Consider the following 25853-nt stretch of genomic DNA (forward strand, 5'->3'; position numbering starts at 1 on the left):
TAGGTTGCCCGCTAAATCTATTGATGGTTTTAATAAATCACTTTCACAAAGCCATTACGGCAATATGTTTCATATTCATCAGAAAGTTGCCGGTTTGTGACAATCACATCAAATTGTGATAATTCCCCCATATTGGCGGTAGCGACTTCATCAAACAGGTTATAGGGCGCTAATAAAATCTTACGGATGGATTTCTCCATAGCTTTTTTCTTCATGGGTAAATCATCGAGATTATAGCAAGTTACACCAAAATTCCCATGTACACCGGCCGCTGAAATAAAGGCTTTTTTGGGGTTGATTGAATCCAGTAATGAAGGGAGAGATGGGTTGTAAAAAGAGTCACTTTTAGGACGATATTCCCCACCACACAGTAGCGCGGTGGCATTTTTTTTCTGGCTAAGGGCGAGAAAAACGTTATGTGAGTAACAAATACCAGTGAAATTAATCTCTTCGGGGATGAGTGAAATTAAGGTTGCCATTTCAATGCCATTATCAAAGAAGATCACGTCATCTTCAGTCACCATGCTCGCTGCAAGGTTAGGAATATATAATTCTTCAGTTTGATCTGGGGTAAAAACATCCGCTTGTGGCTCATTTGACACTAAATTGGCAGGTTGGGTAACAGAAACAATATAGCCGCCGAGGAGCGACATAGGGATAGGGCCTTCGGTATCAGCGCTGAGGTCTCGTCGAATAGTCATTTCTGAGACTTCGAGTATTCTAGCGGCTTCTTTTAAATGAATGCGCCCTGAGCGTTTTAAACATTCACTTAAACGGCGAAGGCGTTCTTTTTGTTTAGTTTCTATCACCCTACAATCCTTTTATGATATACAAAATTGGCGCGGTTAAACCGCGCCCCATCACTTAGTAGTCACTTGGCTTGGTTGCCGTTCCTGTGACAATTGCAACACTCGCACTTGCACCTACACGGTTTGCGCCGGCTTCAATCATTTTAATTGCAGTTTCACGGTCACGCACACCTCCGGAGGCTTTGACACCGACTTCATCGCCAACGACTTTACGCATCAGAGCGACATGGTGTTCTGTTGCACCCATTGTACTGAAACCTGTTGAAGTTTTCACAAAACCGACTTTAATTGTGCGGCAAATTTCACAAACTTGGGTAATTTCTTCATCAGTTAACAGGCAATTTTCTAAAATAACTTTTAATGTTGCTTTACCGCAGGCGGCAAATACGGCTTCGATATCACGACGAACAAAGTCTAAGTCGCCACTTTTGAGCATGCCAATGTTGATAACCATATCGACTTCATCAGCACCACGGCGCACAGCTTCTGCGGCTTCAAATGCTTTGGCTTCAGTTAAGCCTGCACCGAGTGGAAAGCCTACCACACAGCAAACCTTAACGTCGCTGTTTTTTAAAAGTTCGCTGGCTAAAGGAACATAACCTGTGTTCACACAGACAGATGCAAAATGGTGCTCTGCAGCTTCTGTACACAGTTTAGTAATATCGCTGACAGTCGCATTCGCAGCAAGTAAAGTGTGATCAATATATTTTGCTAAGTCTTGCATTTTCAACTTTCCTATATAAATGTGGGATAGACAACAAAGAATGAGGAAATGTGGTAGATATAACACTTGATCATTCGTTATTCGAGATCCTAATCACAAATGATATTTTTGCAACATGATAATGTTACTATCATATCATTATGTGATTTATTTAACACGAGGGACATTATGGATATAGCAGTTATTGGTTCAAACATGGTTGATTTGATCACTTACATCGATCAAATGCCAAAAGAAGGCGAAACGTTAGAAGCGCCAGCTTTCAAAATTGGTTGCGGTGGTAAAGGTGCGAACCAAGCGGTTGCTGCTGCTAAGTTAAATTCAAAAGTGATCATGCTAACCAAAGTCGGTGATGATATTTTTGCAGATAATACGATCCGCAATCTAGAGTCTTATGGCATTAACACCCGTTATGTGGAAAAAGTACCTTGTACCTCCAGTGGTGTTGCGCCAATTTTTGTTAATCAAAATTCATCGAATAGTATTTTGATCGTCAAAGGGGCGAATAAGTTTTTATCCCCAGAAGATATCGATCGCGCAGCGGAAGATCTGAAAAAATGTAAATTGATCGTTCTGCAATTAGAAGTCCAACTTGAAACAGTTTATCACGCGATTTCATTCGGTAATAAACATGGGATCCCTGTGTTGCTTAACCCAGCGCCTGCACAACGTACGCTCGATCTGGATTTTGCCTGCCGATGTGATTTCTTTGTCCCTAATGAAACTGAACTCGAAATTTTAACCAATATGCCAGTCGACACGATGGATAACATTCGTCGCGCTGCGCAGTCTTTACTGGATAAAGGGTTAAAAAACGTCATCGTGACATTAGGGGAAAAAGGGGCGTTATGGATGACCCGCGACAGCGAGTTACATATACCCGCAATTAAAGTGAATGCGATTGACACCAGTGGTGCAGGGGATGCCTTTATCGGCTGTTTCTCTCATTACTATGTCCATACGGGGAATATTGAAGAAGCACTGAAAAAAGCAGTGATGTTTTCGGCTTTCAGTGTGACAGGGAAAGGAACTCAATCTTCTTATCCAAGTGTTGAGCAATTTAATGAATTTGTACAAATCAACACAGCTAATGAATAGCTAAATAATAATAGTCCAACGTAGCTATATACCCTTTGAATAATTAAGTGGTCATCAGAGCCACATAGCCACTCATCGGGTATAAATTATAAAAATATAAGGGTTACTATGAACATTAAGAACATCACTCAGTTACCGGATGGCTACCTGAGTAAGACACCTCTATTCCAATTTATCCTACTATCGTGCCTGTTCCCATTGTGGGGATGCGCAGCAGCATTAAATGATATTTTAATCACACAGTTTAAAAGTGTCTTTGAACTCAGTAACTTCGCCTCTGCTTTAGTACAAAGCGCATTCTATGGTGGTTATTTCTTAATCGCTATTCCAGCGTCGTTAGTGATCAAAAAAACCAGTTATAAATATGCCATTATGGTAGGGCTGATCCTATACATCGCGGGCTGCAGCATGTTCTTCCCTGCGTCTCATATGGCGACTTACACCATGTTCTTGGCCGCGATTTTCGCCATTGCGATTGGTTTAAGCTTCCTTGAAACCGCAGCGAATACATACAGCTCAATGATAGGACCTAAACAATACGCTACATTGCGTTTAAATATTAGCCAAACTTTCTACCCAATTGGCGCAGCTGGTGGGATCTTACTGGGTAAATATCTGGTATTTTCCGAAGGAGAGAGTTTACAAAACCAAATGGCGGGAATGAATGCGGAACAAATCCATGAATTCCGGTTAGCCATGTTGGAGAATACCCTCGAACCTTACCGTTACATGATTATGGTATTGGTTGTGGTAATGATTTTATTCCTTATTACCAAGTTTCCTAAATGTAAAGTGGCAGAAACGCAAGATCATAAGCGTCCTACTGCATTAGAAACCTTAAGATATTTAGCGAAAAATAGCCGCTTTAGAAAAGGAATTATTGCCCAGTTCTTATATGTCGGAATGCAAGTGGCAGTGTGGTCATTTACTATTCGCCTAGCGCTAGAAATGGGGGATATTAACGAACGTGATGCCTCAAACTTTATGGTGTATAGCTTTGCTTGTTTCTTTATTGGTAAGTTTATCGCCAATATTTTAATGACTCGCTTTAATGCAGAGAAAGTCCTAATTATCTACTCGGTGATTGGTGCGCTGTTCCTGATTTATGTTGCATTTATTCCGAGTTTCACTGCAGTGTATGCAGCGGTCATGGTGAGTATTCTATTTGGACCTTGCTGGGCAACAATCTACGCAGGTACTTTGGATACTGTTGATAATGAGCATACCGAAATGGCCGGAGCGGTCATTGTAATGGCGATTGTCGGTGCTGCGGTTGTTCCTGCAGTTCAAGGCTATGTCGCAGATATGCTGCACTCATTACAGCTTTCATTCCTCGTTTCTATGCTGTGCTTCGTGTATGTCGGTTTTTACTTCGTTGGTGAACGCCGCTTTAAAGCCAAACAAGCTGCAAAATAGTGCTCAAATTGGGTAGTGTGAGCTACCCATTTCCATTTATCTCATTAAACCGTGAGTATGAAAATGAATACATTGATACCTCTTCACAAAAGCTTATTTACGGAAAACCCGACGCTTATTCTAAAAAATAACCAGTTTACGGCCACTGCATTTCGTTACCAAACTGGCGTGGAAGGGCTACGAATTGAAAATCAGCAAGGGTATTTAACGATTTTACCTTTTTTAGGACAAATGATTTGGGATGCACAATTTTGTGGCCAAAATCTGAAAATGGAAAATATGTTTTCAGCGCCAAAACGTGTTCCAACGGTCGTTGAAACCTACGGTTGCTTTGCATTCCATTCAGGTTTAATCAGCAATGGTTGCCCTTCACCAGAAGATTCACATCCATTACATGGGGAAATGCCTTGCGCAGCAATGGATAGCGCTTGGCTTGAACTGACTGGCGAAAGTTTAAGAGTTGTTGGCGAATATGAGTATGTGATGGGTTTTGGTCATCATTATCGTGCGACACCGTCAGTGCAATTAAACTCAGACAGTGCTTTATTTGATATTCATATGTCAGTCACTAATTTAGCATCGGTTCCTATGCCTCTCCAATATATGTGCCATATGAATTATGCTTACGTGGAGAATGCAACACTGACGCAAAATATCCCTGAAAATGCGATTAAATTGCGTGAATCAATACCGGGGCATGTTCAGCCAACTGAAAAATGGCTCGAATTTAATGAAGCGCTGAAATCCGGTAAAGTCACATTAAATCAGCTTAATCAGCCACAAATGTGTGACCCTGAAATTGTATTTTTTATGGATGACCTTAGCCAATATACCGCAACGCCTGAGTTTAGGATGACTTCGTCTACAGGAGATACGTTTGTCACTCGTTTCAAATCTAATGAGCTAAATTATGCGACCCGTTGGATTTTGTATAATGGTGACCAAAAAGTTGGCGCATTTGTTCTCCCCGCAACGTGTCGTCCAGAAGGTTTCCTTGCGGCAAAAAATAGCCAAACACTGATTTGGTTGGAGGCGGGGCAAACCCGTGAATTTACTGTCACTACCGGTGTTGAAAAGTAGTTTTATCTCAAAAAGGCAGCGTTGCTGCCTTTTACTTATATTGCTGACATTCTTCTTCCAAATCAGCAAGAAGCGCCGCAGCATCATAAATCAGTGTTTTTTTCCCATCAGATTGCATCATCAAAGCAACCTTAATATTTGCTTCATGCATATCAGGCAAAATTTCTGTCATCAGGTGTTCAAGGGTAAATAGCATTGGCGTAAAATTTGCCCATTTATCCGTTAAACACAACTCAACATACGCTTTGGCAGGCCATAGGGGTAGAAAAAGACATTTTTCATCATTCCATGCGGTAACAATATTTTGCCCATCTCCAAGGCCCCATACCTGCTCCCAATCAGCGATTTTACCGACAAAATAGGTATACTGCTGGTATGGCCTAAGCGCATGGACATTTTTTATTTCTTTGTCATTTGGGGAAAACTGGTTGTTATTCATTATTGGATATTTTAAAAAGTAACTGATAATTATTAGGAAAATTATCTTTATAATTGTTATCTTAATGGCAAAGTAACGAAAAACAATACACAGTAAAACAAATAAAAATAAGATCTATCAGGTAAATTTTAGGGCGGTTAGAAATGATAGAAGCATTACTTGAGAAATATGCCATTGGCATGACCTTAATTGCGACTTTTCTCGCAATCTATTTAGTTTTTGAGATTGTACATAAACGGCGTAAGCATAAACATAAGCGCAAAAGTATTTTGATCCATGTGGTTCAAACCCTAGTGCTGTGTGGCGTAGTTATCGTTATTGCTCAGTATGTCGATATGGCTGCCTCTGATTTTGATTTAACTTTTATTTCAACCTCTTTAGTTAATTTTATCACTATTACATTGATTGCATTGATTTTAATGCGAAAACTGTTTCAATTAGCGAACCGACTAGAAAAAGCTCAGATTAAAAAAGGCAGTGACCCCACTTCGGCTCGTATTATCGCCCGTGTATTTAAAACCGCAATATTTGTCATTATGGTACTGCTGTTTGGTGAGCATTTTGGGATGAGCCTGTCTGGTTTGATGGCGTTTGGTGGAATTGGCGGTATTGCTATCGGTATGGCAGGTAAAGACATCCTAAGTAACTTTTTCTCAGGGATAATGCTCTATTTTGACCGCCCCTTTAATATTGGCGATTGGGTCAGTTCACCGGATAGAAATATCGAAGGCACGGTGGTTGAAATTGGTTGGCGGATCACCAAAATTATTACGTTTGACCACCGCCCGCTATACATTCCTAACTCGGTTTTTTCTTCTATTAGTGTGGAAAACCCAGGGCGCATGACTAACCGACGCATCAAAACTGAAATTGGTTTACGTTACGAAGATTCAGATAAAATTGGAGCGATTGTCGACGATATCCGTACGATGTTACAGCAAGATGCCAATATCGATACCAGCCAAACTCTATTAGTGTATTTCGATGCTTTTGCTGACTCTTCGTTAAATATTATGGTGTATTGCTTTACCAAAACAACAGTTTGGGCTGAATGGTTAGCCGCGCAGCAAGCGGTGTATTTGAAGATCATTGAGATAGTTAAACGCCACGATGCGGACTTCGCATTCCCATCACAAACGTTGTATGTGGAAAAAAACAACTAACGTCCCATTACAGATAAATTGGCCGATTAATTGGTGGTGATCACCGGGTTAATTGGTTAATTTATCTTTTTATTATCTTTATGATGGCCTGAAGTGTGGGGAAGTAGGTTGTGATGAGATAGAATTTTTATGCTATTAACCAGTGGCTTATAAAATATATTCGACTTTCCAAATCTTGCCCTCTTTTCTTACCATGCTAATCATTTCAATTCCCTGATCTATCAAGTATATTGTCCGCCTCTTTTCCTCAGCTAACTAAGAGCCAGACTGCTATGAACAAAATCAATGTGGCATGTAGCCAGGGGGTCGCAATCTATTTCACTAATCAATTTCAGTGGGTAGATATTCGCGATGCACAGTTAAACAATATTGCCGCTGTCGTGCTATCTGAACAAGATGCCAACCAAGGGCTGTGGGAAAGAGTCGTTGAGAGCCAGCTGAGTATTCCGCTGTTTATCATCAGTGATAAACAGCTGCCAACCGATGGAAATTTACCACCTTATTTAACGGCGTTATTACCGCCAGCTCCAGCTGCCCGTGAAGAAAATAGCCGTCAATTGCTCGATGCTGCGGATCAGTACCTTGAGCAGTTATTACCGCCATTTTTTGCTCGAATGATGGATTATGCTGCGGGCCATAATGTGACTTTCGCCTGTCCGGGGCACCAGGGCGGCCAATTTTTCCGTCGCCACCCTACAGGGGAACAATTTTATCAGTTTTATGGTGAAAACCTGTTTCGTACCGATTTATGCAATGCCGATGTGGCAATGGGCGATTTATTGATCCACGAAGGTGCCGCGAAAGAGGCACAAAAATTCGCCGCGAAAGTGTTCAATGCGGACAAAACTTATTTTGTGTTAAATGGTACCTCATCATCCAATAAAGTGGTGCTAAATGCGCTATTAACACTGGGCGATTTAGTTTTATTCGATCGCAACAATCATAAATCAAACCACCATGGGGCGTTAATACAGGCGGGGGCAACACCAGTCTACCTAGAGACGGCACGTAATCCTTTTGGTTTTATTGGTGGTATTGATGCGCACTGCTTTGTCGAAAGTTATCTACGTGAACTTATTCAAGAAGTGATGCCTGAAAAAGCTCAAGCTAAACGACCATTTCGCTTAGCCGTGATCCAACTTGGAACTTATGACGGTACGGTGTATAACGCAAGGCAAGTCGTTGATAAAATAGGTCATTTATGTGACTACATTTTATTTGATTCTGCGTGGGTGGGGTATGAACAATTTATTCCAATGATGCGTCAGTGCTCGCCATTGCTACTTGAATTAAATGAAAACGACCCAGGTATTATGGTCACTCAGTCAGTTCATAAACAGCTGGCCGGGTTTTCTCAAGCGTCACAAATTCATAAAAAAGATAATCATATCAAGGGACAAGAGCGTTTTGTATCACACAAAAAACTCAACAATGCTTTTATGATGCACGCCTCTACTAGCCCATTTTATCCCTTGTTTGCCTCTTTGGATGTGAATGCACGTATTCACCAAGGTGATGCAGGTAAAATGATGTGGATGGACTGCGTGAAAGTGGGGATTGAGGTAAGAAAATCGATATTTCAGCACTGCCGTTATTTTAAACCCTTTGTTCCTGAAGTGGTGGATGGCAAGGCATGGCATGAATACCCAACGGAACAAATCGCTGCGCAGCAGCGCTTCTTTAATTTCATACCGCAAGAACGTTGGCATGCATTTGATGGCTATGCACAGGACCAATACTTCGTTGACCCCTGCAAATTGATGCTAACGACCCCGGGTATTGATGTCGAAAGTGGCGAATATGAAACTTTTGGCGTTCCTGCGACGATTTTGGCGCATTTTTTACGTGAACACGGAGTGATCCCTGAAAAGTGTGACTTAAATTCAATTTTGTTTTTGTTAACTCCCGCAGAAACCCGTGAAAAACTGGAGCTGTTAGTCTCTCATTTAGTCCGTTTCGAACAGTTACTGGATGAAGACGCACTATTGGAAGAGGTTTTGCCATCGGTTTATCAGCGTTATCAAGCACATTACCAAGGCTACACATTGCGTCGCCTGTGCCAAGAAATGCATCAGCTCAGCGTTAATGACAACATTAAACAGCTGCAAAAAGAGATGTTCCGTAAAAATCACTTCCCTGAAGTAAAAATGGCGCCTCAGCAAGCACACTTAGAATTTATTCGTGGTAATTGTGAATTATTGCCGTTAGATGAATTAGAAGGGCGTATTGCGGTTGAAGGTGCGCTACCGTACCCACCGGGTGTGCTGTGTGTGGTGCCAGGGGAAGTGTGGTCTGGCCCAGTATTGCGCTATTTCAAAGCACTAGAAACAGGGATTAATGCATTACCGGGCTTTGCACCTGAGCTACAAGGTGTTTATATTTCGAAAAATGAAGGTGAGAAAAAACGTGTCTATGCGCATGTTTTGAAATAAATTTCCAAGTATTCAGATATTAAGCATAGATTTTGCCTTGCTAGCTCGTTAAATTGGGGTCAGTGCCATTTCTGACTCCAACTTTAAGAAGGTAAGGTATGAGCAAAAAAATAATCCTCGATTGTGATCCCGGCCATGACGATGCTATCGCGTTATTACTGGCCTATGGTAACCCTGACATTGAATTATTGGCGGTAACAACCGTTGCCGGCAATCAAACCCTTGAAAAAGTCACTCATAATGCATTGGCTATCGCTGAAATGGCGAAGATCACCGGTGTTCCATTTGCCGCGGGTTCGGTTCGCCCCTTAGTTCGGGAAATTGAAGTCGCACCTGATATTCATGGGGAATCAGGTCTCGATGGGCCTGTATTACCAACGCCCACATTGACGCTTGATGAACGGCATGCGGTTTCGCTGATTATCGAAACGATTATGTCTCATCCTCCTAAAACAGTGACTTTAGTTCCTACTGGTGCATTAACCAATATTGCGCTTGCGGCTCGTCTTGAACCGCGCATTGTCGAGCGAGTTAAAGAGGTGGTGCTGATGGGCGGGGGCTACCATGTTGGGAATTGGAGTGCGGTAGCTGAGTTTAATATTAAAATTGACCCAGAAGCGGCTCATATTGTTTTCAATGAAAAGTGGCCACTAACCATGGTGGGGTTAGATCTTACCCATCAAGCGCTAGCAACCCCTGATGTTGTGAAAGAAATTGCTGCGATTGGCAGTGATTGTTCGCAATTTGTCATCGAATTATTGGATTTCTTTGGGAAAATGTACAAGCAAGCTCAAGGCTTTGATGCTCCGCCAGTGCACGACCCTTGTGCGGTTGCCTATGTCATTGATCCGACAGTAATGACTACGCAAAAAGTGCCTGTGAATATTGAGCTGACAGGAACGCACACGCTAGGCATGACAGTGGCTGATTTCCGTCATCCAGCGCCTGAAAATTGCCATACTCAAGTCGCGGTTAAGTTAGACCATCATAAATTTTGGCAGTTGATTATCAATGCATTAAAAAATATTGGGTAATAAATGGATAATGAAATAGAACAGATGCCTTATGAGGCATTAATTGAACGCAGTATGAATGCGTTACAGGCCAAAAACCAATTTCATTGTGATACATGGAAATTAGATGAAGCCGATTGGTCCGTGAACCAAGACGAAGGAACCATTATTTTTCATGCGCCTGACAATATAATGGCAACAGCGCCAGTTCAAATTGTTGGTACTTATGACCAAAGCCAAGGCAGTTGGATGTGGAGCTGGGCAAACAGTTCTATCGACAGCGCTTTAACCCAAGATGCAATTGTGGTGAAAGCTTATGGCGAGCGGAAAGACAACGCATTATTAACCGCCCGAATTAGTCACATTGAAGAATATGACGCATGGCAATTAACGGCATTGGCTTGCGAACTCAATAGCCAGCAAGGGGTATATCGTGGGATTGCGGGGCATACTTTGATATTTATGACATTTGGTGAGGTGTCTCTCCAACAAATTTAGGTTGTATTGGTGCTTTATCTCTGGTCGATAAGGCATTTTAGTGCCTTTATTCTATAACCTGTCCGTTATACTCAGTTTTTTCAATGAGGAGTTTGCTATCAGCCGCGACGCCAGAATTAGCTGAGCAAATTATTGAACTGATGAATAGTTGAAGATGAGTGCGTGAAGATAAGCCTCTTCACGCGATTTAGTTGGTATAAATTAGCTAAAATCAAAATGCAAACGTAGTTTTTTGCAATGTAAACAACGAAATAAATAACCTTGAGCAGCGCTATCTTGATGGAGAATATTCGCGAGCTCTGAAATTGAAAAACCATAATCAGCGATATCATTTTCAAGGGAAACAAATTCATCGAGTTTATCTTTGATGTCATCCCAGTAAACATAGCCTATGAATTCACAAGGCTCTTGGCAGTGTGCGAGCCAAATTTCTTGTTGCCACCCTTGATAGCCCGGTGTTCGTTTAATTAGTTCATCAAACATTTCAGTAGGATAGGGGGTTATGGTATGTGAAAACTCGCCGTCTTCGTCATATTCGCAATCAATACCTTCAACACTGGCAGGGTCTTGAAACTCACCATCAAATTTTGCACTGGCAGAACCATCGGCAATACACCAAGGACACAAAGCATCAATGTCCTCAATAGAATAAAACGGGCTTTCATAATAAATATCAGTAGGTTGCTTACAACAATCACAGGTTACTGTTTTATCCGTCAGAAAAGCTTCAGTTTCAATAGGATCCGGGTGGTACCTAAATGTAGGGAGTGTTCGGTTATTGAGTGGCATATACAGTTCCTATTAAAGGTTGCGCGAGAAGTAAACCAACTTTGGGAAAGCATACCACAAGGCTGCTTGATTATATCTTTCGGTTTTATTCCATGGTGAGTTTCAGATAAAGCAAATTGTTCAGTTAATTTGAATGAGTTGAGCGATATTATTAGCTTTAACCTAAATAACATTGTCGATATGATACCTTCATCGCAGACAACAAGGGTTGTCTCATCGAATAAAAAGTGAAGGAATTGGATTATGAACATGTTAAAAACTTTGATGGCAGCTTCTGTATTATCTTTAGTCGCATTTGGTGCATCAGCAGCAACAATCACTGCAACAGGTGATACGCTGGCTTCAACAGAAGCAAAAATTGCAGCTAAAGCTAAAGCCGCCGGTGCGGATAGCTATACAATTACCAGTGCTCGTATGGGAAATTTTGTCACAATGAGCGCAGAAACTAAATAACGAATTGTGTGAATTCATCTTGTTGAAATATTTTTGATGAAAAGTGGTTTTTTAGGTGCAATAAGCAGACTAAATACCACTTTTGTTTTATCTGAACCCACATAGAGTACTTTTCTAACTATTGAGGAGTCGTTGATATGAGTTTCAAATATAACCGCCTAGATAAAGATAATGCCGCTGTATTACTTGTTGACCATCAAACGGGTTTATTATCACTGGTTCGCGACCAAGACCCCGATAAATTCAAGAATAGCGTGTTAGCGTTAGCGGATCTTGCCAAGTATTTTAACTTGCCGACTATTTTGACGACATCTTTTGAAGATGGTCCTAATGGCCCGTTAGTACCTGAGTTAAAAGAAACTTTTCCTGATGCCCCTTTCATTGCCCGCCCAGGCCAAATCAATGCATGGGATAACGAAGAGTTCGTCAAAGCTGTCAAAGCGACAGGTAAAAAACAGTTGATTATTGCCGGTGTTGTGACAGAAGTGTGTGTGGCATTCCCTGCATTATCAGCCTTAGAAGAAGGCTATGAAGTTTTTGTTATTACTGATGCTTCAGGTACATTTAACCCGATCACACGTGATGCCGCGTGGGATAGAATGTCAAAAGCAGGGGCCCAATTGATGAGCTGGTTTGGTGCCGCTTGTGAATTACACCGTGATTGGCGCAATGATGTGGAAGGGTTAGGTACGTTGTTCTCAAACCATATCCCTGATTATCGTAACTTAATGACCAGCTATGCACTGCTTTCTGCGAAAAAATAGTGTGTGACTGAATATTAAAATGACATAATTGGTTTGGAAATCCTCGATATGACATTGCTCATATCGGGGGTTATTTCGTTAAATTAGCTGAGTTCAGCCGCTCGTTTTCGTCATCATCGCACTTAGTTCGCTCTATGCTATAATAGCCTGCTGTTTTTGCTTGGCTCCTTACTTTTTGGGGCTATCCATTTGATTTCAATACACAAGACCACCATGCATCAAAATACCTCAAAACAAGGCTACACCAACCTAAACCGATTTTCCGTTGCGCCGATGCTCGATGGGATGCACTGTAATTAAATATCAGTAAGTTATAATTTTATGGTGTGCTATTGGTGTCCCCTTTGCTTTCAATAGCTATTATTTAGTGCAAATAATGATTTAACTTAGGTAGTTATAAACCATATTTGCTGATATATTAATGATATTTATGAATGTATCAGCAAATAGTACAATGGGATGGCTATGAACACGTTAAGTCAATCAAAAGAGATATTACAGGAATTAATTAATACTGTTGGTAACGAAGGTATTGAACGTAATGAAGCACAAACAAGATTCCATATTATTGATATTATTTTGAAGGAGTGCTTAAATTGGAATGGTTGCATACAGGTAGAGCAATATGAAAGTGGTAATGGTTTTACTGATTTTGAATTAGGTAACCCTAGAAAAGTAATCGTTGAAGCTAAGAGAGAAGGGGTTAGCTTTGAAATTCCACCAGGTAGGAGTATTAAAAATACAATTGATATACCATCATTATTATTAACAAGCAAAGATATAAAAATTGCCATGGAGCAAGCACAAAAATATAGCTCCAATCGTGGTGTACCAATTTCAATAATTACTAATGGCCATCAATATATTACATTTATTTCGAGTAGAACTGACGGAGTTAATGTTTTTGATGGTCAGGCATTAGTTTTTACTTCATTAAAAGATATTTTAGATAACTTTCCATTGTTTTGGGGATGTTTATCTATCGAAGGAATTGACGATAATAAATTAATGAGGCAATTAACAGTTGGTGATATTAGATTACCTTCTAAATTATCCCAACAACTTATTGATTACCCTAAAATTAGATATTCAAGTAAGCTTCAGTCAACGTTAAGAAGTTTATCCGAATTTTTTTTACTAGACGCAACTGAAGATTCTAACCTAGAGATATCATTTTATAAGCAATGTTACTGTGAAAGTGGTCCTTTGAACCAATATTCTCTTTTAAGCAAAAAAATATTAAATTCAAGATATGCTTCAATATTTTCTGAAACTGATGAGCAACCATTTATTAGTCCAGTAAATGAAAAAAATAAAAATAATTTAGATGAAAGTATTTTTTCTGATGCAGTAGCTAGACGTCCAATAGTTTTAGTTGGAGATGTAGGAGTAGGAAAAACATCTTTTATTAAAAATTTAATATTTAATAGTGCATATAAAGAGTTTAAAAACTCTATATATGTTTATATTGATTTAGGTGCAAAAGCAACTCTAGATACTGATATTAAAAAACTAACCTTGTCAGAAATTAAAAAACAGCTTTATGAAAATTATAGTGTTGATATAGATGAAGCTAAATTCATAAAGCGTCTTTATCAAAAGGAAATAAAGAGATTTGAATCGGGAATTTATGGTGACTACAAAGAAACTAACCCTGAAAAATATCAAGATAAATTAATTGAATTGCTTGAGAAATATCAATCAAATGAACGCGAGCACATTAAACTATCAACTGAGTTTATTAGTAGAGAACAAAGGAAACAGATAATAATTTGCATTGATAATGCTGATCAGAGAAATTTTGATGTTCAACAAGATGCTTTCATTATATCTCAAGAATTAGCAAAAGAATGGAGCTCTATAGTATTTTTATCTGTTAGGCCTCAAACATTTTATAAATCGAAAAATTCTGGTGCGTTAAATGCATACCCTCATAAAATTTTCACTATATCACCTCCAAGAGTAGATGAAATGATATCTAAAAGACTTAGATATGCTGTGAAACTTGCTAAAGGGGAGGAAAGTTTATTACCAACACAAGGGAGTATAACTTCAGAGAGTTTAGTCATATTTCTTACCATTCTAATTAGATCTTTATCAAAAAATAGGGATATAAATGAATTTCTATCTAATATAACCGGTGGTAATATTAGGCGTATAATTGAGTTTGTGACTGGATTTATAGGATCACCTAATATTGATGCCGAAAAAATTCTTGATATAGAAGAAAGAGGGAAAGAGTATATTATTCCATTGCATGAATTTACCAAGCAAGCTTTATTGGGTGACTACTCTCATTATAGCCAAGAAACATCTTATTCAATGAATGTTTTAGATTTAAGCACCCCTGATCCAAAAGAGCATTTTCTAATTCCTTTGATAATATCATATTTAGAGTGTCAAGGTGAACACTTGGATAATAATGGATTCTGTAGATATGATTCAATTGTGAGTGAAATGCAAAATAGCGGCTTCACACCCAAGCAAATTGACAATGGGTTACGCAAATCTACCAATAGAAAATTAATAGAAACTTCATTGAGAGTTACTTTTGAAGAGGATGAAGATAAATCATTAATTGGTAATATGCCTGATAAACTTAGAATTACAACAATAGGCGCTTATCATATAAAAAAATGGATTGGTAATTTTGTATATTTAGATGCTATGGTATTTGATACTCCTATTTTGCTACCGGAAGTTAGAGAAAAATTATCAATTAACATTTCATCATTAGATATTAAAGATAGATATATAAGAGCAAATATATTCAGAGACTATCTAATTAAGCTATGGAAGGAGTTTAGTAATGCTCCATCTTATTTTAACTTTGAAGAATTATGTCTTGAGCAGACATCTAGTTTTGCACAAGTTAAAGAGTATCTGAATAAAAATAATTTGTTAAATTAGGATATAAAAAAAGCAGCCTAAAAAAGGCTGCTTTTTTTAATTCATTCCCATAAGTTATTGTTCCATTCAGGCCAAAAAATTAAAATCTAATAGCTTAAATAGGACTCCTAAGATACATGGAATTTTATTTACAGTAAAGTTTTTTTTCTTTTTATGTGAACAGGTTCTACTTAAATAGATTAATCCTTTGAAAAAAAAGTGTTTTTAGCCTAACACCTTTACTAGGTTAAGACCTTATTGCAGCGAAAGAAATTCTTTTTTTGAGTTTTTCCTCTCATTATCAATCCATTCAGCCAAGTCTGCAACGTGAACCATCCTTGGAGCTTTTTGGCTTTTTTCATTCCGATAAGTAGGAAATGGTAGTTCACATAGGGCCGCTTTTTTATCTGCATATGATGGCGTTAGATTTAGAAACTTTTCAGCGACAACTGAAAGGGGTATTTGTGAGGTTTCAAATTCAGCCATAAGTAAAAACACTGTGTTCATATTTATCTCCACTATCTTCCGCATACAGATTCAATAGTTCAACCACAAATACTCGGTACGATTTAACCTCACACAACAATTCTGTAAACTGAATTAACTGTCTGGATATATCCATCAGCAAGATAAGTATCGATATTGATTACTCGTGATGTTTGAATAGAAGCTCCATCGTAGAATCGATTTTTCTTATCGTTGAAGATTTTCCCATAAGCGCCATAACCGTAGATTTCTTCAAGCTTTAGATCGGCATCATACTCAGGAGTAATCCCCGTAAGCTGGTTATAGCGATGAATAAACATAGCCCTTGCTTGGACTGGCAGCATTGGGTTTACAGTGATCAGGTCGCTTGATGGGATCCCTTCAAGAATAGGCCATTGGTTATCACCATCCACATCTAAATCACGGCGTTCTGTTGCAAGCATTGTCAGGTCCGCATAGTGAACAACATCACTAATCACTGTTGGCAAGTTCCATTTATCGCAAATAATAGACTGAATAGTCTTTTCGATTGCTTTATATTCCGGCAGCAATGCTTTTAATGGCGTTGGCAGGTCACGGCAATAAGCCTCAGCGGCATCATGCAATAATGCTTCTAACGCGTACTCAGGCGGTACAAGCTGGCTAACATAAACAGAGTGTTTAGCCACAGAATAGAAAGAGTCAATTTGACCAGCAAAGCGACATTCGTTAGATAAGCCTTGTGCAATATCTTCGATAGAAATATCTTCCGCACAGATATTAATGAAGTCGAAATGCTTGCCAGTAAAAGTTGAGATATAAGACATAATTACTCCACAAAATTTAGATAATAAGAGTCTGTCTCTTAATAAAGAGAATTAAATTTCTAGGTGTTGGATAAATTATTTAAAGCTTGGCTTCTTTGCCAAGTGAATCAATTAATGCTTTTATTAAAATATTTAACTCTGAAGTAATTAAGAAGAAATCAGCGTCAAAGCGTTGGTTGTAATCTTCCATTCCAATATCATCATTAGTTTCTAAAAATGCAGAATCAAATTTAATTTTGGAAAGAATAAAACTATCATTAATACAGAAGGTGATTCTGTCCTCATAGTTCAATGATAATTTAGTTACCAGCTTACCCGCTTCAATATTTGACTGAATTTCATCAGAGACTAAATCTTGTTTTGAATATTTAGCAATTCCACCCTCTTCAAGAATGGCTTTCATTTCTGATTGCTCACCAAAAACAAAGCCTTTTGGTAATTGCCCACTTCTAACCCATTCAGTTAGTGTTAACTCAATTGGGTCTTGTACTGTTAATGGAACAACGGGCAAAGAGCCAATGGATTTACGGATCATTGCGAAACAATCCTCTGCGCGGCGAGGAGACGAAACTAGCGCAGCAATAAAACCATCAGCAATATTCACCCATACATCGAAGCGGGCATATTTAGAGAACGCGCGAGGTAGTAACTCGTGAATCACTTCATCTTTAATGGCTTGACGCTCGGTTTTCTTTAGCGTCCTACCTTGATCCGCTTCTAATTTTCTCACCTTTTTATTTAATGCATCATTAATAACTGGCGTTGGTAATATTTTTTCTTCTTTAAAAAGAGAGATTAACATTTGGTTGTTAACTTGATGAGTTAAGCAATCCGATTTACCGATGCCTAGTGGTGGAATAAAACCAAATTGCGACATGTCCAGAGAACCACAAGGCTCGTATTTTAAATGTGATAACTGTTCTTCAATATTACTTAAATCAATATCACGAGTAAGGCGATATATAACCAAGCTTTTTACATTAAAAACGCTCATGAGATAACCCTCATTAATTTTTCATTAAATCCACAATATAAATAAGACCACTGATATTAATTAAGTACATATTTACCCGTATGGACTGACATGAAATCAGTGGCCTTGTTTATATTTAGAAAAATAGGCGGCACGACGCCGCCAAAACTATTAATAACTACTTGCTATCACTGGTGTTTTTTTCAGCTTGAATACGTTTATGAATTTCTTCGCGATGCACAGCCACATTCTTTGGTGCTTCAACACCGATCCGGACTTGATTTCCTCGAACACCTAAAACAGTAAATTTAATTTCATCACCAGCCATGAGTGTTTCACCAACTCGACGAGTTAAAATAAGCATGATTCCCTCTCAATACTCCACATTAAAATTAGTGCCTGATTATTTAGCCACATCAGGCTGCTGTGGTATTGCTGTACCCCTACAACAATATTTGAGTTATGATTTACATTCCCCTACATACAATAAGGAATAGATCATGTCCGTATTCGATAATCACGAACTAGAATTACCCGCATGTCCTAATTGCGGTAGAAAGACGAAGAAAAAAATCGCTTGGATCAAGAGTAATCGTAGCTTCAACTGTCCCTGTGGTACTCGAATCAATATTGACAGCACAAAGTTCACTAAGGAAATTCGGGACCTTGAAAGCCAGATGAAGAAGCTCTTTAAATAGCTTTTTATCAATAGTGATTAATTCATTGCTGGCAAAAGAGTCGGTCATTAGTCGTTGACCAATTGCTTCTTCTAATGCTTGCTGAAGGGCGGTAATAATTTGTTCCTGCGTTCTGTCCTTTAGCCATTTAACTGCCATACGTCCGCTTTTTGGTTCTTGCCTGAACTCCCAGCGAATATCAATATTTTGCTCATCTATTACAGTGACTTTCATCCTGAATACCTCACGAATTAGGCGCTGATGGTGACTTTACAGCGTTCCTGCTGATCGAAGATGTCATCATCAAGTTTTTCAATCTTGCGCTGCAGTTCGGCCTTATCTTGTTCAAGTTGAGTTTGTTTATCTTTAAGAAATTCAAGTGTTTTTAATTCAGCTGCTTTTTTTAGAATCCATTCTTGAGCATCTTCCTGCGACATTGGCATGCTAAATGTAACAATTGGTTCGTTTGAATTGAGTTGCATGTTTACCCTCCTTTGCGTTGTTGCATTTAATGTATATTTGATTTGCGTTATATGCAACTTAAAATTTGCGTTATTTGCAATTATTTTTTGTGGGCATAAAAAAACCCAGAATCATCTGGGTTTCTTAAAATCTCGTGTGGTTTCTATGAATGACGTCTAAAAGCTTGAGTCTGACTAATAAGGACTTTTCCATGAATGCATAATCGATGCTCGTTATTGCCATTAATTTCCCAACTGGTATATCTCGGGTTATCGGACAGCACCATTATTTTATCTGGTACAACTTGCAACCGTTTAACGTGTATATTTCCATCAAAAGAGAATACGTAGATACCATCACTATCAATATGATTAATAGATATATCAACAAAAATAAGGTCACCGGGCTCAATTGTCCCTGACATACTATCGCCCTTAGCATTGATAACCTTTACAGTCGAAGCCATTCTGGAACCAAACATTAGTTTGGCTTGTTCTGTTTCGTATTCGATTGAGTGAATTACATCAACTACTTCACTAATAGCATTACATCCGGGGCCAGCACTTGCGTTTACATCAAGCAACTCAACTTTAAATGTGCTTTCACGCATACCGTTAGATTCCAATTCACTGTTTTTATATACAGTATAATCTAACTCATCTGAAAATAAATCAACAACAGAAACTGATAAGGCGCTAGATATTTTCGTTAGTAATTGTTCTGTAAACGACTTTTGCTTGCCTGTTTCAATACGCGAGACATTACCCGGATCACTGCCAATAGCGTCCGCCAAGTCTGATATTGTGATTTTTTTAGCCATTCTAATGGCTCTAATTCGGTTTCCTATGTTCATCTCTTAATTACAAATGTTTTTTGCGAATTATGCAAAGTAAGTTGCGCAAATTCTATATTTGAAATATTATGCAAATTACGCAAATTAAGGGGGTTATATGCAAACAAAACTACGCGTCTTGCGGAAAATGCAAAAAATAACATTAACAGAGATAGCAAAAGCGGTGAGTATTGATACCGCAAGCCTGAGTCGTATTGAGCGAGGCCTTCAAAAAACATCACTTGAAACGGCAGAGAAGCTATCAGTTTTTTTTAATGGAGAAATTTCCGAGATGGAAATCCTCTATCCAGAAAGATATCAAAATTAATTATCAAGTTTAACTACCAGAAAAAAAAGGAATTGTAGATATGTGCAATCAAACACTTAGAGAAGTTGTTAAAGGAATGTGCAAAGGATATACGAACGGACGTGCAGGAATGGCTGGCGCATTAGGTATGTCAGAAAACACATTTAACAACAAGTTATATGAAAAAAATGGCTGTCGCTTCTTTGAACTTCAAGAACTAGAGGAAATGGAGACATTATCAGGAACAGCATTGTTATTTGAATATCTCAAGGGCAAGCGTAATCAAATTGAAGCGGAAAAAATCAAGGCAGAACCTTTAGATAAGGTGGATTTATTCGAGATTCGGATGAATTTAGATGCTAAGTACGGTTCGCTTTATGCATTGATGCAAAAGTGTGTTGCTGCTGGTTTTGCAACGGATGAAAAGCTAAGGGCAATGGAGAGGGATTTAGGTGAAATATTTTCGTATTCAAAAGGATTTTTAGAGTCGTTTAAAACGGTATATAGGGCTGAGAAACCATGATTTCACTAAGAGAGGGTGGCGCTCAGGATATGCGGTCCCGAGCGCCGAGCGTCAAAACAAAGTGTGGAGTAATGAACGCTATGAACAGTTTAAATCAGTTACAGCCAAGAAAGCAATTTAAGTGTTTGCTGACTTCTAAAGGTGGCTCAATTCAATATGTAGAGATCATAACGTCAGCTGATGAATTGGGCAACTACCAAGCGGTACCACAATTGGTAGATGACCGGAAAAAGCTAGAAGAGCAATGGTCTAATTTTTACTTTCTTTGTGGGAGTGAGGTCAGTGTCCAATGAAGATCCAAATAATCTTAATCGGTTGTATCTGGATAAGCGCGGTATTCGTGTTCGTGTCATACGTTATGACCGAGAAAAACAGTGGGTCATATACCTGCGTGACGGTTATGAACATGAATGCTTCGCCCCTTTGTACAAATTTAAAGATGAATTCACAAGGGTGATGGAATGAGCAGCCTGTTACTACTTAAAACACGCCCTCAAATCGTTATACCAGAGCTGGCGGTACGCTTGGGCTTGAATGAGGCATTATTGCTTCAGCAAGTTCAATACTGGCTCTCGGAAACCTCGTCAGGTGTCGATCATGACGGTAGACGCTGGGTATATAACACTGTTGAAGAATGGCGTGAACAATTCCCGTATTTTTCTGAATCCACAATTAAGCGTGCATTTAACAATTTAAAAAAATTAGGCGTATTAAATATTGAACAAATCAATAAGCGCACGCATGACCGCACTAATTATTACTCTATAAATTATGAACATGCGTTGTTGTCCGATGAGGTCAAATTGAACCCATCGAACAGTTCAGCCGAAGCCTCTCGAACAGGTCAAAATGACCTTATCGATAAGCGCAAAATGAAACGTTCGAACACTACCAAAATGACCTCATCGAATGGGTCAAATTGCCCTGATCTTACAGAGAGTACTACAGAGAATACTCAAGAGATTACAACAGAGAGTAACTCTTTTTGTCCGGCTCATGCTGAGCCAGACCACGCACAAATTGTTTTAGAACATTTCAACAAAGTCACTAATTCAAGTTATCGCGATGGCAAAACTACTATGGGCCATATTAGAGCCCGTCTAGCTGAAAATTACACCTCAGATGATTTAATCCTTGTGACTGACTACATCACGGCTAAGTGGATGAATGACTCAAAAATGAGTGATTACCTGCGTCCAAAAACATTATTTAGCCCTGAGAACTGCATGGAGTATTTCGAAAAGGCTCAGAAATGGAATGAAGCTGGGCGTCCTGTATGTGCTAACGGAAAGTGGTTAAAGCCGGGTGAAGTGGCTGTGAGTATCGACACAGTTCAGCGCGATGAGGCATTCACTCGCATCATTGGTTCCCGTTTGAAGCCACAAAGCCGAATCGAGGAAATTGCGAGTGAGTTAGCGGGTAAGACCGGAATTAGAACAGCGAAAGAATTTCAAGGACGACAAATGTGGATCAGTATTTGGAAGCAAGCAACCGAACAAGCAGCGAGAGAGGTGACAGCGTGATGCGCAGTGAAGCTAAAAAAATCTACGGCACTAATGTTTTTGGCATTGTCGCCATGTTGCATCAACTTCGCCGCTGGTGGGCTATTCGTGAATTACGTTCTTTTTGGAATGCGGACAGATATTTTTTGGTTATGTGCAGAAAGTTCAAACACTTGAATTGTCATGCTGACAGTTTCAATGTCCAGCAGCGTTATGAATTTGTCCGTGAGTTTACTAAGCACCACCAGCAGCGAGGGGTTATCTGATGAGTGAATACGTTGCAAAGCTTAATGAACTCAAAGCCAAGCCAGCCCATGAACTGAAAGAAATTGGAGATCAGTGGCAATCTCCCGAAAATCTAGTATACGGCATTAATTCAATTTATGGCCCATTTACCCTAGATCTATTCACTGATGGCGAAAACAGCAAAGCTCCTAATTTCTACACTGCGGAAGATAATGCATTAACTCAGAATTGGTCAGAAAAGCTAAAAGAAATCGGCGGCGTGGCGTTTGGTAACCCTCCGTATTCAAGACCCTCATATCATGAAAAACAGGCCATTACAGGTGTTCGTCACATTATGTCTCACGCTTCAGCGATGCGTGAGCTAGGTGGTAGATATGTCTTTTTACTGAAAGCTGCAACCAGTGAAGTTTGGTGGCCTGAGAATGCGGATCACATTTGCTTTATCCGTGGTCGCATTGGTTTTGACGTTCCGAAGTGGTTTATCCCCGCTGATGAAAAACAAAAGCCAACCGGGGCATTCTTCGCTGGGGCAATAGTTGTTTTCGATAAAACGTGGACTGGCAAAGCATTTGATTAAATCAATCGTGAAGATTTAGAACAGCGCGGGAAAGCATTCATAGAGCAAGCGAAGTGGTTACTGAGTCGAGGGGCAACATGCAACCTAAACAAATAAGGCGGTATCGAGAAGTTATAACGATTTTTAAAGGTAGAGCATTTAATCGTGATGATCTCTTTATCGAAATGGCTATGAATGGGCGCTCAGGTGCAACAACACGAATTAAATCGTTGCTGAAATACGGTCTTATTTATCAATGCGAAAATGATTTGTATCGAGTATCAGACAACAGTGAGCAAATCTTGGATCAGCTAAAGACGGATATAAACACCCCATTGAATGATGATGAATTTTTGCTGGCTTTAGTAAAACGCTTTGATGCCTTGCTGGCGGGAGTTAGAGCATGAAAGACGAGATGCCTGAAATTCGCCAGTGCAAGTGTGGTAGCGAGGATCTGCACATCGAAACGCTTGAGTATCGCACTTGGTTTTATGTTTATTGTCACGGTTGTGGCGCCAACGGTCCAGCGATAAATGACAAGCTAGAAGCCGTAAAAATATGGAACGAGGTGGTAGCCAATGTCTAATCCAATCACTTTTATTCTGCCGGTCCCGCCTAGTGTAAACACATACTGGCGCCACGTTGGGAAAAAGACCCTGATTAGTGAAAATGGTCGCAAGTTCAGAGCTAACGCTATAGCTGCAGTGTATGAGCAGCTACGCAAGCGGCCAATTGCAATCACTGCTGATGTATCAGTTATTGTGAAGATGTACCCACCCACAAACCATAGGAGAGATATCGACAACTATTTGAAAGCACCATTCGATGCTCTGACACATGCAAACGTCTGGAAAGATGATGACCAAGTAAAGCGTGCAGAAATCGAATGGTGCGAGGTAGTAAAGGGCGGTCGGTTCGAAATTACGATCAGCTTACATGAAAGCGCAAATGCGGTTGCGTAAATAAGTGGGAGTAAATATATGAACAAGTTATCAGTAAAAGATCTAACAGTGACGAGTTTAGAAATTTCTGAATTAGTCGAATCACGGCATGACAAAGTAAAGCAATCAATAGAACGCCTTGCAAAGCGCGGTGTAATAGCTTTACCCCCAATGGGGGAGAAGCCTACAGAGGGGAGACCGGTATCATTTTATTTATTTTCAGGTGAAAAAGGTAAGCGCGATAGCATTATTGTTGTTGCTCAATTAATGCCTGAATTTACAGCGAGGCTGGTGGATCGCTGGCAAGAGTTGGAAAACCGAAACGCATTACCACAAACATTGCCAGAAGCATTAAGGCTGGCAGCTGATTTAGCCGAGGAAAATCAGCAGTTAGAATCAAAATTGATAGAAGCAGCACCTAAGGTGGATTTTGTTGATCGCTACGTTCAAGCAACAGGGTCAATGACTTTTAGACAAGTATGTAAGTTGCTGGGAGCAAAAGAAAATGACTTTAGATGCTTTTTGCTCGATAACAAAATTGCATATCGACTGAATAATATTTTAACTCCATACCAGCAGCACATTGATGCTGGGCGCTTTGAAATGAAAACAGGTGTAACAAAAGAAACAGCTTACTCATTTTCGCAAGCCCGATTCACAGCCAAGGGAGTCAATTGGATAGCTGGCGAATGGATGGAGCACAAAGCGTATGCATAAAGCTTCAATACTCACAGCGAATACGGTACCAGACTTAGGTTTAGTTATATTTAGACCAGGAGTGTCGGCGTTACAAAATTTTTCTGGTCGTATGTTGATTATCCCGGTACCGGAATCATTAAGTGATAAACCGATAGGGCCTATATCTCTTCCTCAATCATTCCTCAGCGACGAGTTGAGTGGTATCGAGGAAATAAAGCAGGTATTAAATTTAACAGTAGATCCTGAGCCACCAGCTAGTTTCATGCTAAAGCCAAAACTTAAGCGCTGGATAAATGATAAATATCTACAGTGGGTTAAATCTCAGCCTTGCTGTGTATGTGGTGCCACGGCTGATGATGCTCATCATATTATCGGTTATGGTCAGGGTGGGATTGGTACTAAGTCGCATGATTTATTCACTATTCCACTGTGTAGAGTTCATCATAGAAACCTACATGATGATCAAAAGGGGTGGGAAATAGAGCATGGAAGCCAAATAGTTTTATTATTTAAATTTCTAGACCGATCCGTGGCTCTAGGTGTATTTGGTTAATGCGGTAGTGGGAGATAACAGAATGAATTATCAATATTTAGAGTATCTTCGAGCAAATGTAACACTAGCATTAGCCAATATTCACGGAGGGACAAAAGGGCAATTAGATGCGTTTCAAGGTGCAGCATTAGTAAGAACGAGTCGATTCAAAAGAAATAAAATGCGTGACAGTACAGGGGCAATGCGTGAGTCTGAGCCTGTGAAATGTACTGAAACACGAATAAGCAAGTCACCGATGCCACCAATAGAAGAAATAACATTTTGTCTTAGTTCGTGGCGCCGTGCGGTTAATAGACTAGATGAAGCTCATAAATCATGGTTGCTGTACTGTTATGCATATGACCTGAATTACAACCATCAAATAGAAATCTGTAATTATGTGTGGGAGCAGTTTAAAGCGGAGCTATCAGGGAAGCGGATCACCAAAAAGGTAACGGCGAGATTAATGCAATTGGTATGGTTGGCTGCACAAGATACAGCATCTAGGTTTGGTGAAATATTAACATTTGAAAAATATACAGATACAGCGTTGGCAAAATTAGTCGGTGTCAGCAAGTCAACATGGTCAGAAATATATCGTGATCATTGGACTATGTTGGTTTCTATTGTTGAACGAGTAGATCGTGAGGTTTTATTGTCAGTTTCTAATATTAGAAATGAATCACGTTCTTGCAATTTAACATCATAATACTTGCAAAACCGAACAAAATGAGCCATATTTAA

The 25853-nt window shown here is 39.5% G+C and carries 33 protein-coding genes and 1 pseudogene; 23 read left to right on the top strand and 11 right to left on the bottom strand.

Translation table 11 applies throughout. The features are described from left to right. Positions 1 to 29 precede the first annotated feature (29 nt). Positions 30 to 809, bottom strand: coding sequence for a DNA-binding transcriptional repressor DeoR (gene deoR, locus PSF67_RS08290; RefSeq protein WP_166267289.1), 780 nt, complete (start codon positions 807 to 809; stop codon positions 30 to 32). 55 nt (positions 810 to 864) lie between these two features. Further along, complete coding sequence (gene deoC / locus PSF67_RS08295; protein WP_166267291.1) at positions 865 to 1533, bottom strand: deoxyribose-phosphate aldolase; 669 nt, start codon at positions 1531 to 1533, stop codon at positions 865 to 867. Between the two features lie 168 nt (positions 1534 to 1701). Here deoC and rbsK point away from each other — a divergent pair, with 168 nt between their 5' ends. The 3 genes from rbsK (at position 1702) to PSF67_RS08310 (ending at position 5127) form a co-directional block, all read left to right on the top strand. Beyond that, on the top strand, positions 1702 to 2631 hold the full coding sequence (gene rbsK, locus PSF67_RS08300; protein WP_102139120.1) for a ribokinase: 930 nt from the start codon (positions 1702 to 1704) through the stop codon (positions 2629 to 2631). A gap of 108 nt (positions 2632 to 2739) precedes the next feature. Then, positions 2740 to 4047 (top strand): L-fucose:H+ symporter permease, encoded by a 1308-nt coding sequence (gene fucP / locus PSF67_RS08305; protein WP_102139119.1) that lies wholly within the window; start codon positions 2740 to 2742, stop codon positions 4045 to 4047. 63 nt (positions 4048 to 4110) lie between these two features. Further along, positions 4111 to 5127, top strand: coding sequence for an aldose 1-epimerase family protein (locus tag PSF67_RS08310; protein WP_166267293.1), 1017 nt, complete (start codon positions 4111 to 4113; stop codon positions 5125 to 5127). A gap of 31 nt (positions 5128 to 5158) precedes the next feature. On the opposite strand, the gene PSF67_RS08315 is transcribed toward PSF67_RS08310, so the two are convergent. Further along, positions 5159 to 5566 carry a DUF2750 domain-containing protein gene (locus tag PSF67_RS08315; RefSeq protein WP_102139117.1) on the bottom strand — a complete coding sequence of 136 codons (408 nt, stop codon included), beginning with the start codon at positions 5564 to 5566 and terminating at the stop codon, positions 5159 to 5161. Positions 5567 to 5709: 143 nt separating this feature from the next. Here PSF67_RS08315 and PSF67_RS08320 point away from each other — a divergent pair, with 143 nt between their 5' ends. The 4 genes from PSF67_RS08320 (at position 5710) to PSF67_RS08335 (ending at position 10672) form a co-directional block, all read left to right on the top strand. Then, entirely contained in the window at positions 5710 to 6729 is a 1020-nt protein-coding gene (locus PSF67_RS08320) for a mechanosensitive ion channel family protein (protein WP_102139116.1), read from the top strand. Positions 6730 to 7001: 272 nt separating this feature from the next. Then, a complete protein-coding gene (locus tag PSF67_RS08325; protein WP_272676747.1) occupies positions 7002 to 9161 on the top strand; it encodes an ornithine decarboxylase in 2160 nt (719 codons plus the stop codon). Positions 9162 to 9259: 98 nt separating this feature from the next. After that, positions 9260 to 10195 carry a uridine-preferring nucleoside hydrolase UriH gene (gene uriH, locus PSF67_RS08330; protein WP_102139114.1) on the top strand — a complete coding sequence of 312 codons (936 nt, stop codon included), beginning with the start codon at positions 9260 to 9262 and terminating at the stop codon, positions 10193 to 10195. A 3-nt stretch (positions 10196 to 10198) separates the two neighbouring features. Then, entirely contained in the window at positions 10199 to 10672 is a 474-nt protein-coding gene (locus PSF67_RS08335; RefSeq protein WP_206275887.1) for a DUF6882 domain-containing protein, read from the top strand. A gap of 201 nt (positions 10673 to 10873) precedes the next feature. Here the strand turns inward: PSF67_RS08335 and cbrC are convergent, their stop codons facing one another. Then, positions 10874 to 11461 (bottom strand): PF03691 family colicin E2 tolerance protein CbrC, encoded by a 588-nt coding sequence (cbrC, locus tag PSF67_RS08340; protein ID WP_102139112.1) that lies wholly within the window; start codon positions 11459 to 11461, stop codon positions 10874 to 10876. Positions 11462 to 11704: 243 nt separating this feature from the next. Here cbrC and PSF67_RS08345 point away from each other — a divergent pair, with 243 nt between their 5' ends. The 3 genes from PSF67_RS08345 to PSF67_RS08355 all read left to right on the top strand — a co-directional run bounded on the left by PSF67_RS08345 (position 11705) and on the right by PSF67_RS08355 (position 15588). Next, on the top strand, positions 11705 to 11914 hold the full coding sequence (locus PSF67_RS08345) for a YdgH/BhsA/McbA-like domain containing protein (RefSeq protein WP_272676748.1): 210 nt from the start codon (positions 11705 to 11707) through the stop codon (positions 11912 to 11914). Positions 11915 to 12051: 137 nt separating this feature from the next. After that, a complete protein-coding gene (gene ycaC / locus PSF67_RS08350; RefSeq protein ID WP_004260919.1) occupies positions 12052 to 12678 on the top strand; it encodes an isochorismate family cysteine hydrolase YcaC in 627 nt (208 codons plus the stop codon). 465 nt (positions 12679 to 13143) lie between these two features. Further along, positions 13144 to 15588 (top strand): hypothetical protein, encoded by a 2445-nt coding sequence (locus PSF67_RS08355; protein ID WP_272676749.1) that lies wholly within the window; start codon positions 13144 to 13146, stop codon positions 15586 to 15588. 234 nt (positions 15589 to 15822) lie between these two features. Here the strand turns inward: PSF67_RS08355 and PSF67_RS08360 are convergent, their stop codons facing one another. The 7 genes from PSF67_RS08360 to PSF67_RS08390 form a co-directional block, all read right to left on the bottom strand. Beyond that, positions 15823 to 16074, bottom strand: coding sequence for a pyocin activator PrtN family protein (locus PSF67_RS08360; protein WP_272676750.1), 252 nt, complete (start codon positions 16072 to 16074; stop codon positions 15823 to 15825). 68 nt (positions 16075 to 16142) lie between these two features. Continuing rightward, the gene (locus tag PSF67_RS08365; RefSeq protein ID WP_336313783.1) at positions 16143 to 16859 is read right to left on the bottom strand and encodes a hypothetical protein; all 717 of its coding nucleotides are present in this window, start codon (positions 16857 to 16859) and stop codon (positions 16143 to 16145) included. Positions 16860 to 16938: 79 nt separating this feature from the next. Continuing rightward, positions 16939 to 17853: a recombination-associated protein RdgC gene (gene rdgC, locus PSF67_RS08370; protein ID WP_272676751.1), complete on the bottom strand. Its 915-nt coding sequence runs from the start codon at positions 17851 to 17853 to the stop codon at positions 16939 to 16941. Positions 17854 to 18010: 157 nt separating this feature from the next. Beyond that, entirely contained in the window at positions 18011 to 18196 is a 186-nt protein-coding gene (gene csrA / locus PSF67_RS08375) for a carbon storage regulator CsrA (RefSeq protein WP_272676752.1), read from the bottom strand. 166 nt (positions 18197 to 18362) lie between these two features. Next, positions 18363 to 18743 (bottom strand): hypothetical protein, encoded by a 381-nt coding sequence (locus PSF67_RS08380; protein ID WP_272676753.1) that lies wholly within the window; start codon positions 18741 to 18743, stop codon positions 18363 to 18365. Between the two features lie 17 nt (positions 18744 to 18760). Continuing rightward, positions 18761 to 18991 carry a hypothetical protein gene (locus tag PSF67_RS08385; protein WP_272676754.1) on the bottom strand — a complete coding sequence of 77 codons (231 nt, stop codon included), beginning with the start codon at positions 18989 to 18991 and terminating at the stop codon, positions 18761 to 18763. Positions 18992 to 19134: 143 nt separating this feature from the next. After that, positions 19135 to 19824: an XRE family transcriptional regulator gene (locus PSF67_RS08390; protein WP_272676755.1), complete on the bottom strand. Its 690-nt coding sequence runs from the start codon at positions 19822 to 19824 to the stop codon at positions 19135 to 19137. A gap of 97 nt (positions 19825 to 19921) precedes the next feature. Between PSF67_RS08390 and PSF67_RS08395 the strand changes: the two genes are divergently transcribed. The 13 genes and pseudogenes from PSF67_RS08395 (at position 19922) to PSF67_RS08455 (ending at position 25818) form a co-directional block, all read left to right on the top strand. Further along, positions 19922 to 20131: a helix-turn-helix domain-containing protein gene (locus PSF67_RS08395; protein WP_272676756.1), complete on the top strand. Its 210-nt coding sequence runs from the start codon at positions 19922 to 19924 to the stop codon at positions 20129 to 20131. Positions 20132 to 20171: 40 nt separating this feature from the next. Beyond that, positions 20172 to 20633 carry a YmfL family putative regulatory protein gene (locus PSF67_RS08400; RefSeq protein WP_272676757.1) on the top strand — a complete coding sequence of 154 codons (462 nt, stop codon included), beginning with the start codon at positions 20172 to 20174 and terminating at the stop codon, positions 20631 to 20633. Positions 20634 to 20713: 80 nt separating this feature from the next. Next, on the top strand, positions 20714 to 20926 hold the full coding sequence (locus tag PSF67_RS08405; protein ID WP_272676758.1) for a hypothetical protein: 213 nt from the start codon (positions 20714 to 20716) through the stop codon (positions 20924 to 20926). Then, positions 20916 to 21098 (top strand): DUF4222 domain-containing protein, encoded by a 183-nt coding sequence (locus PSF67_RS08410; RefSeq protein ID WP_272676759.1) that lies wholly within the window; start codon positions 20916 to 20918, stop codon positions 21096 to 21098. The genes PSF67_RS08405 and PSF67_RS08410 overlap by 11 nt, the downstream gene beginning before the upstream one ends. After that, a complete protein-coding gene (locus tag PSF67_RS08415) occupies positions 21095 to 22156 on the top strand; it encodes a conserved phage C-terminal domain-containing protein (RefSeq protein ID WP_272676760.1) in 1062 nt (353 codons plus the stop codon). The genes PSF67_RS08410 and PSF67_RS08415 overlap by 4 nt, the downstream gene beginning before the upstream one ends. Continuing rightward, positions 22156 to 22401, top strand: coding sequence for a hypothetical protein (locus PSF67_RS08420; protein ID WP_272676794.1), 246 nt, complete (start codon positions 22156 to 22158; stop codon positions 22399 to 22401). The genes PSF67_RS08415 and PSF67_RS08420 overlap by 1 nt, the downstream gene beginning before the upstream one ends. Further along, the gene (locus PSF67_RS08425; protein WP_272676761.1) at positions 22401 to 22958 is read left to right on the top strand and encodes a phage N-6-adenine-methyltransferase; all 558 of its coding nucleotides are present in this window, start codon (positions 22401 to 22403) and stop codon (positions 22956 to 22958) included. Before PSF67_RS08420 ends, PSF67_RS08425 begins: the two co-directional genes overlap by 1 nt. Positions 22959 to 23035: 77 nt before the next feature. Beyond that, positions 23036 to 23344, top strand: coding sequence for a hypothetical protein (locus tag PSF67_RS08430; RefSeq protein ID WP_272676762.1), 309 nt, complete (start codon positions 23036 to 23038; stop codon positions 23342 to 23344). Continuing rightward, positions 23341 to 23523: a hypothetical protein gene (locus tag PSF67_RS08435; RefSeq protein WP_272676763.1), complete on the top strand. Its 183-nt coding sequence runs from the start codon at positions 23341 to 23343 to the stop codon at positions 23521 to 23523. The genes PSF67_RS08430 and PSF67_RS08435 overlap by 4 nt, the downstream gene beginning before the upstream one ends. Further along, on the top strand, positions 23516 to 23899 hold the full coding sequence (locus PSF67_RS08440; RefSeq protein ID WP_272676764.1) for a RusA family crossover junction endodeoxyribonuclease: 384 nt from the start codon (positions 23516 to 23518) through the stop codon (positions 23897 to 23899). The genes PSF67_RS08435 and PSF67_RS08440 overlap by 8 nt, the downstream gene beginning before the upstream one ends. Before the next feature lie 18 nt (positions 23900 to 23917). Further along, the gene (locus tag PSF67_RS08445) at positions 23918 to 24595 is read left to right on the top strand and encodes a phage antirepressor KilAC domain-containing protein (protein WP_272676765.1); all 678 of its coding nucleotides are present in this window, start codon (positions 23918 to 23920) and stop codon (positions 24593 to 24595) included. 184 nt (positions 24596 to 24779) lie between these two features. Then, positions 24780 to 25130: pseudogene (locus PSF67_RS08450) on the top strand (DUF968 domain-containing protein); the annotation flags it as partial. A gap of 22 nt (positions 25131 to 25152) precedes the next feature. Then, the gene (locus PSF67_RS08455) at positions 25153 to 25818 is read left to right on the top strand and encodes a bacteriophage antitermination protein Q (protein WP_272676766.1); all 666 of its coding nucleotides are present in this window, start codon (positions 25153 to 25155) and stop codon (positions 25816 to 25818) included. Positions 25819 to 25853 lie beyond the last annotated feature (35 nt).

The organism is Providencia sp. PROV076, assembly GCF_028483405.1.
Taxonomy (GTDB): domain Bacteria; phylum Pseudomonadota; class Gammaproteobacteria; order Enterobacterales; family Enterobacteriaceae; genus Providencia; species Providencia huaxiensis.